The organism is Buchnera aphidicola (Lipaphis pseudobrassicae) (assembly GCF_005081185.1).
In the GTDB taxonomy this organism is placed as follows: domain Bacteria; phylum Pseudomonadota; class Gammaproteobacteria; order Enterobacterales; family Enterobacteriaceae; genus Buchnera; species Buchnera aphidicola_AD.
Genome location: NZ_CP034870.1, coordinates 204,703 through 221,367 on the forward strand (window position 1 = coordinate 204,703; position 16,665 = coordinate 221,367).

Below are 16,665 nucleotides of genomic sequence, written 5' to 3' on the forward strand. Positions count from 1 at the left end.
TTTTTTATATATATATTATAATTATTGTTCATAATTTAATAAGTGTACTATAATTTATTAAAATATTTAAATTTTAAATTATTTTAATACTTATACAAATATTTTATCATTTTTTTTAGTTATATAAGGAAACAATAAGATGAGTTATGTTCTTCCTGATTTACCTTACTCTTATAATGCATTAGAACCTTTCTTTGATGAAAAAACTATGAAAATTCATCATACTAAACATCATCAGAATTACATTAATAACACTAATGCTATTTTACAAAATACTACTTTTTCCTCTTTATCTATTAATGAATTAATATCTATTTTTAATGAAATTGATTTAGAAAATAAAAATGCGTTAAAAAATAATGCAGGAGGACATATGAATCATAGTTTCTTTTGGAAAAGTTTAAAATTAGGAACTGTGTTAACAGATGTTCTAAAAATAGAAATAGAAAAACAATTTAATACTATTGATTGTTTTAAAAAAAAATTTGAAGAAGTAGCACTTAATCATTTTGGATCTGGATGGGTATGGTTAGTAAATCAAAATGGCATTTTATCTATAGTTTCTACTGTTAATCAAGATAATCCTTTAATGGGGGAATCAATATCCAATACTTATGGTTATCCAATTATTGGTTTAGATGTATGGGAACATGCTTATTATTTAAAATATCAAAATAGAAGATTAGATTATATTAAAGCCTATTGGAATGTTGTTAATTGGGAAGAAGCATCTAATCGCTTACAAAAATAATTAGTTAATTTTATTTTCTTAAAAAGTATAAAATATTTTTTTTCGTATTTTTAAAAACATATAATACTTACATTATATGTTTTTAACATATTTTTATAAATATATAAATTTTAAAGGATATTTTTTGAATACTATTAAAATGATAGTAGGATTGTCCAATCCAAAAATTCAGTATCATACAACACGTCATAATGTAGGGTCTTGGTTTGTTTATTGTCTAGCCAAACGTTATATAAAAGTTTTTAAAGAAGAAAAAAAATTTTTTGGTTTTACTTCTTTTTTGAATACACAATCAAAGTTTATTAGATTGTTAGTTCCTAATATATTTATGAATATTAATGGTAAGTCAGTATTTCAGATGGCTTCATTTTATAATATTGATTTAGAAGAAATATTAATTATTCATGATGATTTGGAATTAAAACCGGGAGTTTCAAAGCTAAAGTATAGCTATGGACATAATGGACATAATGGTTTAAGGAATATTATTAATACATTTAATAAGAAAACTAATTTTTATCGATTCAGAATTGGGATTGGTCGCCCAATTAATCAACACGATATCTCCTCTTTTGTATTATCTACTCCAAACAAAATAGAAAAAGATTTAATTAAAAAATCTATTCTATATGCTATAGAAGAAACTATTTATTTATTGAATATAAAAAATTAATTTTATATGAATATTTTCTATGTTTATTAAGGTGATAAAAAATGGGTTTTAAATGTGGTATTATAGGACTTCCTAATGTTGGAAAATCTACTTTATTCAATATCTTAACAAAGGGAAACTCGGCAGTTGCTAACTTTCCATTTTGTACAATAAAACCAAATGTAGGAACTGTTCCAGTATTTGATGAACGTCTTAATAATCTTGCTGAAATTGTTGTTTCCAAAAAAATAATCAATGCATCTATAGAATTTATAGATATTGCTGGATTGGTAAAAGGAGCATCTAAAGGAGAAGGTTTAGGAAATCAGTTTTTAAACAATATACGAGAAACAAATGCTATAGCTCATGTTATTCGTTGTTTTAAAGATAATAATATTACTCATGTTTATGATAAAGTTCAACCAAAAAGAGATATAGATATTATTAATACTGAGCTTATTTTGTCAGATTTTGATGTTTGTGAATCTGCTTTGTTGAAATTAAAAAAGAAAATAGTATCGAAAAATCAAGAAATAAAAAAAAAAATAGAGATTCTAGAAAAATGTCTGAAACATTTAACACAATGTTTAATGTTAAAAACTCTCAATTTAAATTTAGATGAACAGATAAAAATTAGTGATCTACGCTTTTTAACCTTAAAACCAACGATGTATATCGCAAATATTAATGAAACAAAAGAATCTTTATTTTTTTTAAATCAAATATATGATATAGCTGAGAAAGAACATTCTCCAGTTATTCCAATTTCTGCAAATTTAGAATTAGATTTGATTAAAATGAATGAAATAGAACAAAAATCTTTTATGAATATTTTTAATATTAAGAGTTTGGCTTTAAATAATATAATTAAAGAAGGTTACAATTTGTTAAATTTAATAACTTTTTTTACTGTAGGAATAAAAGAAGTTCGTGCTTGGCCTATTCTTAATGGTAGTACTAGCATTCAAGCGGCTCATAAAATACATAGTGATTTTAGTAAAGGTTTTATCAGAGTACAAATTATTAAATATAATGATTTTATAAAATATAGAAATGAATTAAAAATTAAAGAAATTGGAAAATTTAGAATAGAAGGAAAAAACTATCATATAAAAGATGGTGATATTGTGAATTTTTTATTTAATGTTTAGAAGTAATTCATTTTTTAAATATGATATTTTTAGAGAGGAAAAAATTATATATCCTCTCTAATTGTTTTATTCTTTAATCAAGAATTTTTTTAATATATTAAAATCAGGGTTTATATTGTAAGATAATAATGGTGAATTAATTCTATATTTTAATTCGTCAGGCAATAAAATTTTATTTTGTAATATTTTCTCTACAGTATCTTTAAATTTAGCAGGATGTGCTGTTCCTAAAAACAATCCAAATTCATCTTCTTTTAATTGATCTTTTAATAATCTATATGCAATTGCTGCATGAGGTTCAGATACATAACCTAATTTAAATATTTCTTGTAGTGTGGTTTTTGTTATATTATCTGATACACTACCAAATCTAAGTTCTTTTAAGTTCCATTTTTTTCGATTAAATAATTCTTCTATTCTAGGCCAATTATTAGGTTGACTAATATCCATAGCATTAGATATTGTAGATATTGTTTGTTTAGGATCCCATTTACCTTCATTAAGAAATCTTGGAACTGTGTCATTGGCATTCGTGCATGCAATAAATGATTTAATTGGTAAACCAATAGATTTAGCTAATAATCCAGCAGTTAGGTTTCCAAAGTTTCCACATGGAACTGCTATTACTAAATTATTTCTTTTTTCTTTAGGAATTAAAGAAAAAGCTTCAAAATAATAACATATTTGTGCTAGTAATCTACTAATATTAATAGAATTGGCTGAATTTAATCCTATTGATTCCTTTAATTTTTTATCATTAAATGCTTCTTTTACTAACTTTTGACAGTCATCAAAACTTCCATTAATTGATATAGTTTTTATATTTTTTCCTAAAGTACAAAATAATTTTTCTTGTAATTCGCTAATCTTTCCTTTTGGATATAAAATTATTACTCGAACATTTTTCATCTTATAAAATGCGTGTGCTACTGCCGCTCCAGTATCACCTGATGTAGCAGTTAAAATAGTAACAGATTCGTTTTCTTTATTTAATGATAGTATCATTTGAGCCATAAAACGAGCACCAAAATCTTTAAATGCTAATGTAGGACCATGAAATAATTCAAAACAGCTTATATTTTTTGTAATTTTTATTTTTAATGGATGTTTAAATGAAAATGCTTTTTTTACATGTTTATATAATTTTTCTTTAGATATTTCATTATAAATAAATTTAGAAAGTATTTCAGTACTACGTGTAATAAAATCCATTTTTAATATTTCTGATAATTCAATAGGTTTAATAACAGGTAATTCTACTGGAAAAAACAATCCTTGTTTCTGTCCTAATCCTAATTTTACTGCTGTTGCAAAGTTTACTTTTTCATTATGATTTTTTAAATTATAAAGTTTCATTTTTTATCCTATTCTACGTGAACCTTTCAGATCTAAAAAACAAATATGAACGAATCCTGTTTCATTTTGCAAATAATTTTTTCTTAACCATAAAGATATTTTCTCAGCTATTTTTATATTTTCGGAAATAGCAAAAATAGTAGGTCCTGATCCTGATATTCCGCAACTAATAGCGCCAATTTCTTTTATTTTTTTCTTAGTTTGTATAAAGTTAGGTAATAATTTAATACGATATGGCTCTGCCATAAAATCTTGCATTAATCGTGCGGCCAAATAAGGTTGTTGAGTATATGAAGCATGAATGAATCCGGCTAGATGACGACTATTTTGAATACAAATATTTTTTTGATATGTTTTAGGTAATATTTTTCTTGCTTCTGCAGTAGAAACTTTAATTCCCGGCCAAGCTATTATCCAATACCAATTTTGAAAATTTGGTATTCTTTGACTAATTGTTTCAGTATCCTCTAATATTAATTGTAAACCTCCAAGATAAGATGGAGCAACATTGTCATAATGTACACTACCTGATATTTCACCTTCTATTTTACCCATTAGTAATAATAATTCTCTTGAATTCAAAGGTTTTTTACAAAATTCATTCATTGCTACTAAAGTAGCAACTACTGAACATGCACTAGAACCTAATCCTGATCCAATAGGCATATTTTTTTCAAGTATAATAGATACTAGTATGTTTTTTTTTATAGTTTTACAAAATTTTGACCAACATTTCCAAACAATATTCTCTTCAGTTCTTTTAGGTAATTTTTTAGAAAAAATACCTTTATTGATTAATTGAAATGTTTTTGATGATTGAATTGTTACAAGATCGCCTAATAAACTACCATTTATAGGTGTGATTGCTGCACCCAAAATATCAAATCCTACTCCAACATTACCAATAGAAGCTGGTGCATAAATTTTGATCATTATTACTATGCTCCTGATGTTTATGATAGTGTTTGTAGTAAGTCGGAAAAGACTCCCGATGCTGTAACGTTATTACCAGCACCATAACCTCTTAACACAAGAGGAATGGATTGATAGTAATTAGTATAAAACGCAAACGCATTTTCCCCATTTTTTACTTTATATAATGGATCATTAGCATTAACTTCTTCAAGTTTTATATAGCAATCTCCCGTTTTTTCTATTGTGCCAATAAAACGTAATACATTACCAGATTTTTGTGCGTTTTTCATACGTTTTAAAAAATGTGAATCTAATTTTTTCAATTCTAGTAAAAATTTATCTACATCTTTATATTTTTTAAATGTATTAGGTAATAAAGGTTCAATTTTTATATCTTTTAATTCTATTTCATGTCCAGCTTCGCGTGCTAAAATTAGCAATTTTCTAGCAACATCTATACCAGATAAATCGTCACATGGATTTGGTTCAGTAAATCCTAATTTTTTAGCTTCTTGAGTAGCTTCAGATAAAAGCATACCTTCTTCTAGTTTTCCAAAAATGAAAGATAAAGATCCAGATAATATCCCTTTAAAGTGAATTAAATTGTCACCTGTTTTAAATAAATTTTGAATTGTTTTTATAACTGGTAATCCGGCTCCAACATTAGTTTCATATAGAAATTTTCTATTTGTTTTAGAAATTGTATTTCTTATTTTTTGATAATATTCCAATGTATTAGTGTTTGCTTTTTTATTAGAAGCAACTACGTGAAAATTATTACATAAAAAATTTACATATTGCTCAGATAGTAATTCATCAGACGTACAGTCTACAATAACTGAATTAGATAAGTGGTTATTTTTTATAATTTTATTTAACAATGTTAAATTAAATTGTTTTTTTGTTTTTTCAAAGTTTGTTTTCCATTTTAATAAATTAATTGTATTGTCTGATACTAGTGCTTTTTTAGAATTTGCAATCATACAAATTTTAATTTCTATATTTTGTTTTTCTAAAAAACTTTTTTGTTTTAATATTTGTTTTAAAAGAGTACTACCTACTCCACCTATTCCAATCAAAAATAGATGAATAATTTTTTTATTATAAAATAAAGTATTATGAACATTTTTTACTGCTTTTAAAACGTCTTTTTTTAAAATAACTAAAGAAATAGAATGTTTTGAAGAACCTTGTGCAATTGCAAGAACGTTTATTTTTGAACAACCTAAAGAAGAAAAAATTTTAGATGCAATATCTTGTTTTTTATATATATTAGATCCGATTACGGATAAAATAGACAAATTTTTTGTAATTTGAAAAGGATGTAATAACCCGTTTTTTAATTCTAATTGTAATTCTTTATCTAAAATGTCTAAAGTTATATTAGTTTGATCTTCTGTAATGCAAAAGTTAAGTTTATTTTCAGAAGATGATTGCGTGATCAGTATGACTTTAATATTATTTCTTGATATTACACTAAATACGCGAACAATAATGTTGTTCATGTTTTTAATATTCGATCCAGATATATTAAACATTACTATATCATTAAGATAAGTAACTCCTTTTAAAAAATGTTCTTCTGATGAATCTTTTGAGCAAATTAAAGTTCCAGTAGACTTAATATTAGTAGTATTTTTAATCACACAAGGAATTTTAAATTTAGCAATTGGCTCAATAGTTCTAGGGTGTAAGACCTTTGCTCCAAAATAAGATAGTTCCATTGCTTCTTTATATGATATTGATTTTAATAGACGAGCATCTGAAACTATTTTTGGATCACACGTAAAAACTCCATCAACATCAGTCCAAATTTCACAACAATTTGCATCTAAACAAGCGGCTAAAACAGCTGCAGAATAATCTGATCCATTTCTTCCTAATACTACTAATTCTTTTTTTTCATTACCTGCAATAAAACCAGGCATTAAAACAATATTGTTTTTATTGATAATCATATTTTTTATTCGCTTTTTAGATTCATATATATTAATAGTCGAATCTAAATAGTTTCCTATAGATAAAAATTTTTCAATAGGATTAATAACAGTTACATTGTAGTTTTTAGATTTTAATATACTTTTCATTATACAAATTGAAAGTATTTCTCCACGAGAAATAATTATTGCACGAATATTATTTGGACATTGTTTTAATAAAATTACTCCATGCATTATTTTTCTTAATTGAATAAACTCTTTTTTGATGCTTTCTTTTGTTTCTATATAACAAAAGTTGGATTGTCTTTTTGCAAGATCTTTTATCAAATCAATAAATATAATTTCTGTAAGATTAATAATTTCTAATACTTGATTATCCTGAATTACTTTTTCTGCAATAGAAACTAAATAATTAGTAACTTTAGCTGGTGCTGAAAGTACAACGGAAATTTGTTCAGATTGAGCGTTTTTTTCTATAATGTTAGATACATATAAAAATTTTTCTGCATTAGCTAATGAAGTTCCACCAAATTTTAATAATTTCATATTTAATTATTCCTTTTAAATGAACATCATAAAAAAACCCGCTTTAAGATATGAGCGGGTGTTAAAATATATCATCTAGCCCACATCATGACTAGTTATAATAGTTATTATATTGAAGAGGCTATAAATAGATATTAATATTTTTATTTGATTAATTAATTTTTATAACATAATGATCATTATTAGTGCAATAGTTAAAAAAATAAATATTTAATTTTTATTCATAGTTATAAATTTAATAATTGACTAATGTGATATATATCTCTGCTAAAGATCACTGTAATTATTTTAAATTTTAAATATAATTGAATTTAAATACACTAAATATTTATTACATATTATGAAGCATATTATTAAAGTTATCATATCAGAAAAAGAATTAGAATTACGTGTTCGAGAATTAGGTTATGCAATTACAAAAAAATACCAAAATAGTACAAATACGATGATATTAATTGCATTGTTACGTGGTTCTTTTGTGTTTATAGCAGATTTATGTCGTAGAATTAAAATTAAACATGAAATAGACTTTATGACTACTTCTAGTTATGGACGAGGGATAATATCTAGTGGTGATGTAAAAATTATAAAAGATTTAGATGAAGACATTTATGATAAACATGTACTGATTGTAGAAGATATCATTGATTCAGGAAAAACCCTAAGTAAGGTTTTAGATATTTTAAAACTTAGAAAACCAAAATCATTATCTATTTGTACTCTTTTAGATAAACCAGAATGTCGTGAAGTTAATATTTGTGTTGATTTTATTGGTTTTTCTATTCCAGATGACTTTGTTGTAGGTTATGGCATTGACTATGCTCAATCCTATCGTTATTTACCATATATAGGAAAAGTAATTTTTACAAAATAATAAATATTTTAATTAAAAATTTTTTTATTGTCAATCAAACGAGTTTTTCCTAACCATACAGATGCAAGAATAATCATTTTTTTACTTTTTTGAGATAAAATGTTTAATGTTTTTTGATCGTATAAATTGTAAATATCTATTACAAATCCTTTTTTTATTAAAGCTAATTTAGCTTTATTAATAACTTTTTCTTTAACATTAATATTTTCTTTTGTAATTGCTTCTGATGTTTTTTTTATAGTTTTGTATAAATATGGTGCTATTTTTTTTTCTTCAATAGTTAAATTATTATTTCTTGAACTATAGGCTAGTCCATTTTTTAATCTTACTGTAGATAAGCTAATTATTTTGATAAAATAATTTAGTTCTTTGACAAGTGTTTTAATGATTAATAATTGTTGGTAATCTTTTTCTCCAAAGAAAGCAAAATTAGGTTGTATGATATTAAATAATTTAGCAACGATTGTTGTAACACCTTTAAAATGTCCTGGTCGTGATCTACCTTCTAAGATATTAGATAAACGAGGTACTTCGACAAATGTTTGATTACATATACCATATGGGTAAATTTCATTAACATTTGGAAAAAATACTATATTAACACCAATTTTTTTTAAAGTTTTACAGTCTTTTTTAAAAGTTTTAGGATAATTTTCTAAATCTGATAAACAATTAAATTGCATTGGATTAATAAAAATACTTACAATAATAATATCTGCATACTTTTTTGACAATAAAATTAATTTTATATGACCATTATGCAAATTTCCCATTGTAGGAACCAATCCTATAGTTTTTTTTTGTATTTTAATTAATTTTATTGTTTCATGCAAAATCTTTATTTTTTTAATAAGATACATAGAATAATTACTCTATTATTTAAAAACTATGTGCATTATCAGGATAAATTCCAATTTGTACTTCTTTGATATATTTTTGAATAGCATTTTGAATGCTATCATTTTTAGAAAGAAAATTTTTTGAAAATTTAGGTATCTTTCCTTCAGTGATTCCTAGTAAATCATGCATAACTAGTATTTGTCCATCAGTTTTATTTCCTGCTCCTATTCCAATAACCGGTATAGATAAACTTTCTGTTATTTTTTTTGCTAATAATGCTGGAATACATTCTACTACTAACATTTTAATTCCAGCTTCTTCTAATAACAAAGCTTCTTCTATTAATTTATTTGCATCTTTTATTTCTCTTCCCTGTACTTTATATCCACTGAAGTAATTAAATGATTGAGGCATTAAACCTATGTGTCCACAAACTAATATTGATCTTTGAGATAGTTCTTTAACGATTGTTTTTAACCATATACCACCTTCTATTTTAACCATATTTGCACCAGATTGTATAATTCTAGCTGCGTTTTTAATAGCTTGTTTAGTTTCGAAATAAGACGTAAAAGGAAGATCAGATAGTAAAAAAATATTTGGAGCACCTTTTCTTACTGCTTTTGTATGATATTCAATATCTTTTACTTTGACTGGTAATGTAGAATCATGACCTTGTATAGTCATTCCAAGAGAATCACCTACAAGCATAACTGGAATTCCTTGGTTAGAAAAAAGTTTAGCAAAACTAAAATCATAAACTGTGATAGCAGGAAATTTTTTTTTATTTATTTTCCAATAATTTATTTTAGAAATAGTAATATTTTCCATATTTACCTTAATGTATTTGTAGTGTTGTATTTAACGTTAATAAAATAAAGGATACTCGGGATAATATAAAAAATCGAGTATCCGAATTGAAAAAATATGATTTTTATAATCAACCAGTCATTTGTTTTTCTCTGATTTCTGCTAATGTTTTACAGTCAATACAAAGATTAGCAGTAGGTCGAGCTTCGAGACGACGAATACCAATTTCAATACCACAAGAACTACAATAACCAAAATCTTTTTCTTGTATTTTTTTTAAGGTCATTTCAATTTTTTTAATAAGTTTACGACTACGATCTTGATTACGTAGTTCTAGACTAAATTCTTCTTCTTGTGTTGCTCTATCAACTGGATCAGGAAAATTAGTAGCTTTATCTTGTATATAGAGTAGAGTATGATTGATTTCAACTGTTAATTGATTTTTCCATGTTTTAAGGATTTTATAAAAATGTAACATTTGATCTTCATTCATATATTGTTCATCTATTTTTTTTTGGTAAGGTTGTAAACCAGCAATAGCAAGAACGTTTAAAGATGATGTTTTTTTCTTTTTTGCTTTTTCCATAGCTCTTTCCAAAATAGTATATGTGTTAAAATTAATTATTAAGTATTTTTTTGATCAATATATTTTTACTAAAATATTACTTTGATTAAATATTAACAAATATTTTTACAAATATTTTTTTAATATGTATATTTTATCTGATTATTTTTGTATATACGTAGTAAAATTGTTTATTATAATAAATAATCTTAATATAAACTACATTTAAATTTCGTGGTAAGTCAATTTCTTTTAAGCAAAATAATTTAATATTTGAAAGTGAATAATACATATTGTTTTTTAATAAAGTAGTATAATTTTATACAAATGTTTTATGTCATACTATTTTTTATCACAATGGTATAAAAATAATATATGAAAAAAATAGTTTTGGGTGTGGAATATGATGGAACTTTTTATCATGGATGGCAACGTCAAAAGAATGTGAAAAGTATTCAAGAAGAAATAGAAAATGCATTATCTATAGTTGCTGATCAAAAAATAAATACTGTATGCGCAGGGCGAACTGATGCTGGAGTTCATGGAATAGGACAAGTAATACATTTTTATACTACATCTATTCGTAAAAAAATATCTTGGATAATTGGAGTGAATAGTTATTTATCTAAATATATTTCTATTATTTGGGCAAAAGAAATTTCAGATAAATTTCATGCTAGATATAGTGCAATTACACGTTCTTATCGTTATATTATATATAATAATAATGTCCGTACTGCTATTTTTCAGAATAAAGTACATCATATTTATAAAAAACTAGATGCAAAAAAAATGCATTTTGAAGCGCAATTTTTACTAGGAGAGCATGATTTTACATCTTTTAGAGCTATTAATTGTCAATCAAATTCTCCTTATAGAAATATTACTAAAATAGATGTTCGACGTATTGATGATTGGATAATAATTGATATTACAGCCAACTCTTTTTTATATCATATGGTGCGTAATATTGTTGGTTCTTTAATTAAGATTGGAGTTTCTGTAAAAAAAGATTTTTGGATACAGGAACTATTGAATAAAAAAAATAGACATGATGCAGGAATTACAGCACCAGCTAAAGGTTTATACTTAGTAAATGTGGAATATCCTTTATATTTTAATTTACCAATTAAAAAACAAGATTCTATTTTTTTTGTATAAAAAATTAGCATTAAAACAATAGTTTACTTTTTTAAGTATATTATACTATCAATATAATTTAGGAAAATTTTTATGTATATAAATAAAAAAAAAAGAAAAATTTTAATGAAAATATTTTTTTTGGCTTTAATTTTATTTATTTCTTATGGAGTATATCTATACTTAAAAATAAGTAAACAAATTAATGGAAAAGTATGGGATTTTCCTACAGAAATATATGGACGTGTGATTAATTTAGAACCAGGTAGTTTATATTCAAAAAAAGAAATTTCAAATCTTTTAAAGAATAGCATGTATAAACAAGTAGATGAAGTTATGCTGCCAGGTGAATATAGCATAAAAACTAACACTATAGAGTTTATACGACGTGCTTTTGCATTCCCTGATATTAAAGAAAACGAACTTTATACTCGATTATTTTTTAATCATAACATTTTGACAAAAATTACTAATATTGAAAATAATCGTGATTTTAGTTTTTTTCGTTTAGATCCGAAGCTAATTACCATGTTAAAATCCTCTGAAAGAAAAAAACGGATATTTATTGCTCGTAATAAATTTCCAGAAATGTTAGTAAAAACTTTGTTGGTAATTGAAGATAAATATTTTTATGAACATGAAGGTATTAATATATCCTCTATAGGACGAGCTTTTTTAGCAAATATAATGGCAGGACATACAATTCAAGGTGGTAGTACTCTTACACAACAATTAGTAAAAAATCTTTTTTTAACTAATACTCGTTCAATTACTAGAAAAATTAATGAAATGTATATGGCTTTGATCTTAGATTGTTTTTATACAAAAAATAGAATTTTAGAATTATATTTAAACGAGGTTTATTTAGGACAAGATGGCGATGAACAAATTAGAGGTTTTCCACTTGCTAGTATTTATTACTTTGGTAGATCAATAGATGAATTAACTTTAGAACAATATGCTTTATTAGTAGGAATGGTAAAAGGAGCATCTCTATATAATCCTTGGACTAATCCTACTTCTGCATTAAACAGAAGAAATTTAGTATTACTATCACTATATCATCAAAAATATATTACAAAAAAAATATATCAAAAACTATGTAAAAGACCTTTAAATATTCAACCTAAAGGTAATATTATTGCACCTCATCCCTCTTTTGTACAACTTGTGCACTCTGAACTAAAAAAAAAAATCAATTGTAACATTGAAAATTGTTCAGGTATCAAAGTTTTTACCACTTTAGATTATATGTCACAAAATGCAATAGAAAAAGCTGTAAAAATAGGTATTCCTAGATTAAAAAAACAAAAAAAATTAAAAGATTTAGAAGTTGCAATGATAGTTATAGATAAAACTACTGGAGAAATACAGGCACTTATCGGTGGTTCTGAACCACAATTTGATGGTTATAATCGTGCTTTAAATGCACGTCGTTCTATTGGTTCACTATCTAAACCAATAACATATTTAACTGCTTTATCACAACCAGATAAGTATAATTTAAACACTTGGATTTCTGATGAACCCATTTCAATTAAACTAGATAATGGTCGATATTGGATCCCTAATAATAATAATTATCATTTTAGTGGAAAAGTGACTTTATTAGATGCTTTATCTGAATCAATCAATATACCAACTGTTAATTTAAGTTTAGATATAGGATTAAAAAAATTAATTGAAAGTTGGTTACGATTAGGTATTTCTAAAAAATATCTTTCTCCTTTTCCATCCATATCTTTAGGTGCTATTAATTTAACTCCAATTGAGATCGCACAAGTTTTTCAGATTATTTCTAATGGTGGTTATAAGTCCTCATTGTCTTCAGTGAGATCAGTGATGTCTCATGATGGCAAGATATTATATCAAAGTTTACCTGATTCAAAATATATAGTTTCTTCTGAAGCATCTTACTTAACACTATATGCTATGCAAGAAGCAATAAAAAGTGGAACAGCAAAATCACTAGGAAAAATCTTTAAACATATTCATTTAGCAGGAAAAACTGGAACTACAAACAATTTAATAGATAATTGGTTCGTAGGTATTGACGGAAAACAAATTGTTATTACCTGGATAGGAAGAGATAATAATAGAACAACTAAATTATATAGTTCTTCTGGTGCGATGCGGATTTATGAACAATATCTTTACTATCAACATCCAAAAATTCTAATTTTAAAACCACCAAAAAACGTTAATATGTTTTATATGGATAGTTCAGGAAAATTATTTTGTGAAAAAAATAATAAAAGTAATCGATTAATTCCTATATGGTCTATAAATAAAGAAAAAAATTGTTATAAGCAACCATTATTAGAATATTTTTCAAAATCTAAAAATAAAAAACAACACTTTTTATTTTGGTTAAAAGATTTATTTATACACTAAATATTTAAATTTTTACTTTTTTTAATTTTATATAATACATTGTGAATATTTTAATAGTTATTTTTTTTAAATTTTATTTGAATTTATAATTTTATTTAAAAAAAAAGAATATTTAAAATGGTAAAAGATTTTTTGAAAAGATTGATTAGTAAAAAAATCTTTAATTATGAGAGTTTATAAATGTTAATTAAAATTTTTACTAAAATTTTTGGTAATCGTAATAGTCGTATTTTAAAAAAACTTGAAAAAGTAGTATTTTCTATTAATAAATTAGAAAAAACTTTTCAAAAGTTTTCGGATATAAAATTAAAAAATAATACAAAATTATTTCGAAAAAGATTAAATAATGGTGAAACATTAGAAAATTTATTACCAGAAGCCTTTGCTACAGTTAGAGAAGCTAGTAAACGTGTTTTCAACATGCGTCATTTTGATGTTCAACTACTTGGTGGAATAGTATTAAATAATCAATGTATCGCAGAAATGCGAACTGGAGAAGGAAAAACATTAACGTCTACATTGCCAGCTTATTTAAATGCATTGACTGGACAGGGTGTACATATAGTAACTATGAATGATTATTTAGCACGTAGAGATGCTGAAAAAAATACTCCATTATTTCAATTTCTCGATTTAAAAGTAGGTTTAAACTTATCTGAAACATCTTTTTTAGATAAAAAAGAAGCTTATTTATCAGATATTACTTATGGTACAAATAATGAATATGGATTTGATTATTTACGTGATAATATGATTTTTTTTCCTGAAGAAAGAGTTCAAAGAGGCTTAAATTACGCATTAGTAGACGAAGTAGATTCAATTTTAATAGATGAAGCTAGAACACCGTTGATTATTTCAGGACCTTCAGAAAATAGTTCTGAATTATATCGAGAAATTAATAAAATTATACCTTCTTTAATTTCTCAACAAAAAGAAGATTCGGATAATTTTCAGGGAAAAGGACATTTTTTTTTAGATGAAAAATCAAAGCAAGCACATCTAACAGAAAGAGGATTAATTGCAATCGAAAAAATATTATTTGATAAAAAGTTAATGAAAAAAGAAGAATCTTTATATTCTTCAAACAACATAATATTGATGCATCATATTTTATCTGCACTTCGTGCACATAAGTTATTTACTCGAGATGTAGACTATATTATAAAAGATGACGATATAATTATTGTAGACGAGCATACAGGACGAACTATGCCAGGACGAAGATGGTCAGATGGATTACATCAAGCAATAGAAGCAAAAGAACAGGTTTCAATAAAGAATGAAAATCAGACATTAGCATCTATTACTTTTCAAAATTATTTTCGTTTGTATAAAAAAATTTCTGGTATGACAGGAACTGCTGCAACTGAATCTTTTGAATTTAGTTCTATTTATAATCTTAATACGATTGTTATACCAACAAATAAGCCTATGATACGAAAAGATATGTCTGATTTAGTATATATAACTGAAAGAGAAAAAATTAATGCTATTATTAAAGATATACAAGAGTGTATTAAATTAAATAGACCTGTATTAGTTGGAACGGTTTCTATTGAAAAATCAGAAGTTATTTCAAAAGAATTAAAAAAGCTAAATATAAAACATAATGTATTAAATGCTAAATTTCATGCTAAAGAAGCTGAAATTATAGCACAAGCAGGAAAACCTAGAACAATAACTATTGCTACTAATATGGCTGGTCGAGGTACAGATATAGTTCTTGGTGGTAACCTAGAAGTAGAATTGAACCAATATTCAAATATAACTGTAAATCAAATCAAAAAAATTAAAAAGAAATGGAAAAATGAACATGATATAGTTGTTTCGTCTGGAGGATTGCATATAATTGGTACTGAACGACATGAGTCACGTAGAATTGATAATCAATTAATAGGAAGATCTGGTCGTCAAGGAGATAGTGGATCTTCTCGTTTTTATCTTTCAATGGAAGACACATTAATGCGAATCTTTGTGTCAGATAAGATTATTCATATGATCCGGAAACTAGGATTATCTTTTAATGAATCTATCGAGCATCCTTGGGTAACAAAAGCTATAGAAAATGCTCAAAAAAAAGTAGAAAATCGAAATTTTGATATTAGAAAACAATTATTAGAATATGATGATATTATTAATGAACAACGTTGTATAATTTATTCTCAACGTAATAAATTAATTGATGCAAAAGATATAAAAACAATTATTAGTGATATTTTAGAAGATGTTTTAACATATACTATTAATGTTTATTTTCCTAAAAATACTATACCAAAAGTAGAAGCTATTATTAGCTTAGAGGAAAAATTAAATCTTGATTTTCATTTGAAAATTCCAATTTTAAATTGGTTAAAGAAAGATTTAAATTTAACATATCAAGATATTTTAAAAAAAATTATTAATTTTGCAAATATTAATTATCAAAATAAAGAAAAATTAATTGGTGAAAATAATATGAGAATAATAGAAAAATCTATTATGTTAGAAACTTTAGATTCTCTTTGGACTGATCATTTATCAGCTATAGATTATTTAAGAAAAGGTATCCATTTACGTGGTTACGCTCAAAAAGATCCTAAACAGGAATATAAACGTGAGTCTTTTAATATGTTTTCCAACATGTTAACATTGTTAAAACATGAAGTAATTTCTTTTTTAAGTAAAATTGATTCATCTTATTTAAAAAAGTATATGAATTTTCGTCAAGGTGTTGCATCATCTAATTTTAATA

General features: G+C 24.8%; 13 protein-coding genes. 7 read left to right on the forward strand and 6 right to left on the reverse strand.

All coding sequences use genetic code 11. The features are described from left to right. Positions 1 to 139 precede the first annotated feature (139 nt). The 3 genes from D9V70_RS00975 (at position 140) to ychF (ending at position 2,554) form a co-directional block, all read left to right on the forward strand. On the forward strand, positions 140 to 751 hold the full coding sequence (locus tag D9V70_RS00975; RefSeq protein ID WP_158355910.1) for a Fe-Mn family superoxide dismutase: 612 nt from the start codon (positions 140 to 142) through the stop codon (positions 749 to 751). Between the two features lie 139 nt (positions 752 to 890). Continuing rightward, positions 891 to 1,424 carry an aminoacyl-tRNA hydrolase gene (gene pth / locus D9V70_RS00980; protein ID WP_172599346.1) on the forward strand — a complete coding sequence of 178 codons (534 nt, stop codon included), beginning with the start codon at positions 891 to 893 and terminating at the stop codon, positions 1,422 to 1,424. Positions 1,425 to 1,465: 41 nt separating this feature from the next. Next, positions 1,466 to 2,554: a redox-regulated ATPase YchF gene (ychF, locus tag D9V70_RS00985; RefSeq protein WP_158355912.1), complete on the forward strand. Its 1,089-nt coding sequence runs from the start codon at positions 1,466 to 1,468 to the stop codon at positions 2,552 to 2,554. 66 nt (positions 2,555 to 2,620) lie between these two features. Here ychF and thrC read toward each other — a convergent pair whose 3' ends face one another. From thrC to thrA, 3 genes are read right to left on the reverse strand one after another with little or no spacing between them, the layout of a single operon-like run. Continuing rightward, on the reverse strand, positions 2,621 to 3,910 hold the full coding sequence (gene thrC / locus D9V70_RS00990; protein WP_158355913.1) for a threonine synthase: 1,290 nt from the start codon (positions 3,908 to 3,910) through the stop codon (positions 2,621 to 2,623). A gap of 3 nt (positions 3,911 to 3,913) precedes the next feature. Continuing rightward, entirely contained in the window at positions 3,914 to 4,843 is a 930-nt protein-coding gene (gene thrB / locus D9V70_RS00995) for a homoserine kinase (protein WP_158355914.1), read from the reverse strand. 20 nt (positions 4,844 to 4,863) lie between these two features. Continuing rightward, entirely contained in the window at positions 4,864 to 7,311 is a 2,448-nt protein-coding gene (gene thrA / locus D9V70_RS01000) for a bifunctional aspartate kinase/homoserine dehydrogenase I (RefSeq protein WP_158355915.1), read from the reverse strand. A 340-nt stretch (positions 7,312 to 7,651) separates the two neighbouring features. Here thrA and hpt point away from each other — a divergent pair, with 340 nt between their 5' ends. Continuing rightward, positions 7,652 to 8,185, forward strand: a complete 534-nt coding sequence (hpt, locus tag D9V70_RS01005) for a hypoxanthine phosphoribosyltransferase (RefSeq protein ID WP_158355916.1) — start codon at positions 7,652 to 7,654, stop codon at positions 8,183 to 8,185. A gap of 8 nt (positions 8,186 to 8,193) precedes the next feature. Here the strand turns inward: hpt and panC are convergent, their stop codons facing one another. The 3 genes from panC to dksA all read right to left on the reverse strand — a co-directional run bounded on the left by panC (position 8,194) and on the right by dksA (position 10,421). After that, positions 8,194 to 9,045: a pantoate--beta-alanine ligase gene (panC, locus tag D9V70_RS01010; RefSeq protein WP_158355917.1), complete on the reverse strand. Its 852-nt coding sequence runs from the start codon at positions 9,043 to 9,045 to the stop codon at positions 8,194 to 8,196. A gap of 19 nt (positions 9,046 to 9,064) precedes the next feature. Further along, positions 9,065 to 9,856, reverse strand: coding sequence for a 3-methyl-2-oxobutanoate hydroxymethyltransferase (gene panB / locus D9V70_RS01015; protein WP_158355918.1), 792 nt, complete (start codon positions 9,854 to 9,856; stop codon positions 9,065 to 9,067). A 109-nt stretch (positions 9,857 to 9,965) separates the two neighbouring features. Then, positions 9,966 to 10,421, reverse strand: coding sequence for an RNA polymerase-binding protein DksA (gene dksA / locus D9V70_RS01020; RefSeq protein ID WP_158355919.1), 456 nt, complete (start codon positions 10,419 to 10,421; stop codon positions 9,966 to 9,968). A gap of 354 nt (positions 10,422 to 10,775) precedes the next feature. Between dksA and truA the strand changes: the two genes are divergently transcribed. The 3 genes from truA to secA all read left to right on the forward strand — a co-directional run. Beyond that, the gene (gene truA, locus D9V70_RS01025) at positions 10,776 to 11,561 is read left to right on the forward strand and encodes a tRNA pseudouridine(38-40) synthase TruA (RefSeq protein WP_158355920.1); all 786 of its coding nucleotides are present in this window, start codon (positions 10,776 to 10,778) and stop codon (positions 11,559 to 11,561) included. A 72-nt stretch (positions 11,562 to 11,633) separates the two neighbouring features. Then, a complete protein-coding gene (mrcB, locus tag D9V70_RS01030; protein WP_158355921.1) occupies positions 11,634 to 13,934 on the forward strand; it encodes a penicillin-binding protein 1B in 2,301 nt (766 codons plus the stop codon). 180 nt (positions 13,935 to 14,114) lie between these two features. Next, positions 14,115 to 16,665: preprotein translocase subunit SecA (gene secA / locus D9V70_RS01035; protein WP_158356276.1), on the forward strand; the 2,551-nt coding region annotated here is incomplete at its 3' end.

Bases quoted from the DNA above. Each gene is read 5' to 3' on its own strand.
- dksA (WP_158355919.1), bottom strand. From the start codon at position 10,421: ATGGAAAAAGCAAAAAAGAAAAAAACATCATCTTTAAACGTTCTTGCT.
- mrcB (WP_158355921.1), top strand. From the start codon at position 11,634: ATGTATATAAATAAAAAAAAAAGAAAAATTTTAATGAAAATATTTTTT.
- thrC (WP_158355913.1), bottom strand. From the start codon at position 3,910: ATGAAACTTTATAATTTAAAAAATCATAATGAAAAAGTAAACTTTGCA.
- thrB (WP_158355914.1), bottom strand. From the start codon at position 4,843: ATGATCAAAATTTATGCACCAGCTTCTATTGGTAATGTTGGAGTAGGA.
- truA (WP_158355920.1), top strand. From the start codon at position 10,776: ATGAAAAAAATAGTTTTGGGTGTGGAATATGATGGAACTTTTTATCAT.
- D9V70_RS00975 (WP_158355910.1), top strand. From the start codon at position 140: ATGAGTTATGTTCTTCCTGATTTACCTTACTCTTATAATGCATTAGAA.
- hpt (WP_158355916.1), top strand. From the start codon at position 7,652: ATGAAGCATATTATTAAAGTTATCATATCAGAAAAAGAATTAGAATTA.
- pth (WP_172599346.1), top strand. From the start codon at position 891: ATGATAGTAGGATTGTCCAATCCAAAAATTCAGTATCATACAACACGT.
- panB (WP_158355918.1), bottom strand. From the start codon at position 9,856: ATGGAAAATATTACTATTTCTAAAATAAATTATTGGAAAATAAATAAA.
- thrA (WP_158355915.1), bottom strand. From the start codon at position 7,311: ATGAAATTATTAAAATTTGGTGGAACTTCATTAGCTAATGCAGAAAAA.
- panC (WP_158355917.1), bottom strand. From the start codon at position 9,045: ATGTATCTTATTAAAAAAATAAAGATTTTGCATGAAACAATAAAATTA.
- ychF (WP_158355912.1), top strand. From the start codon at position 1,466: ATGGGTTTTAAATGTGGTATTATAGGACTTCCTAATGTTGGAAAATCT.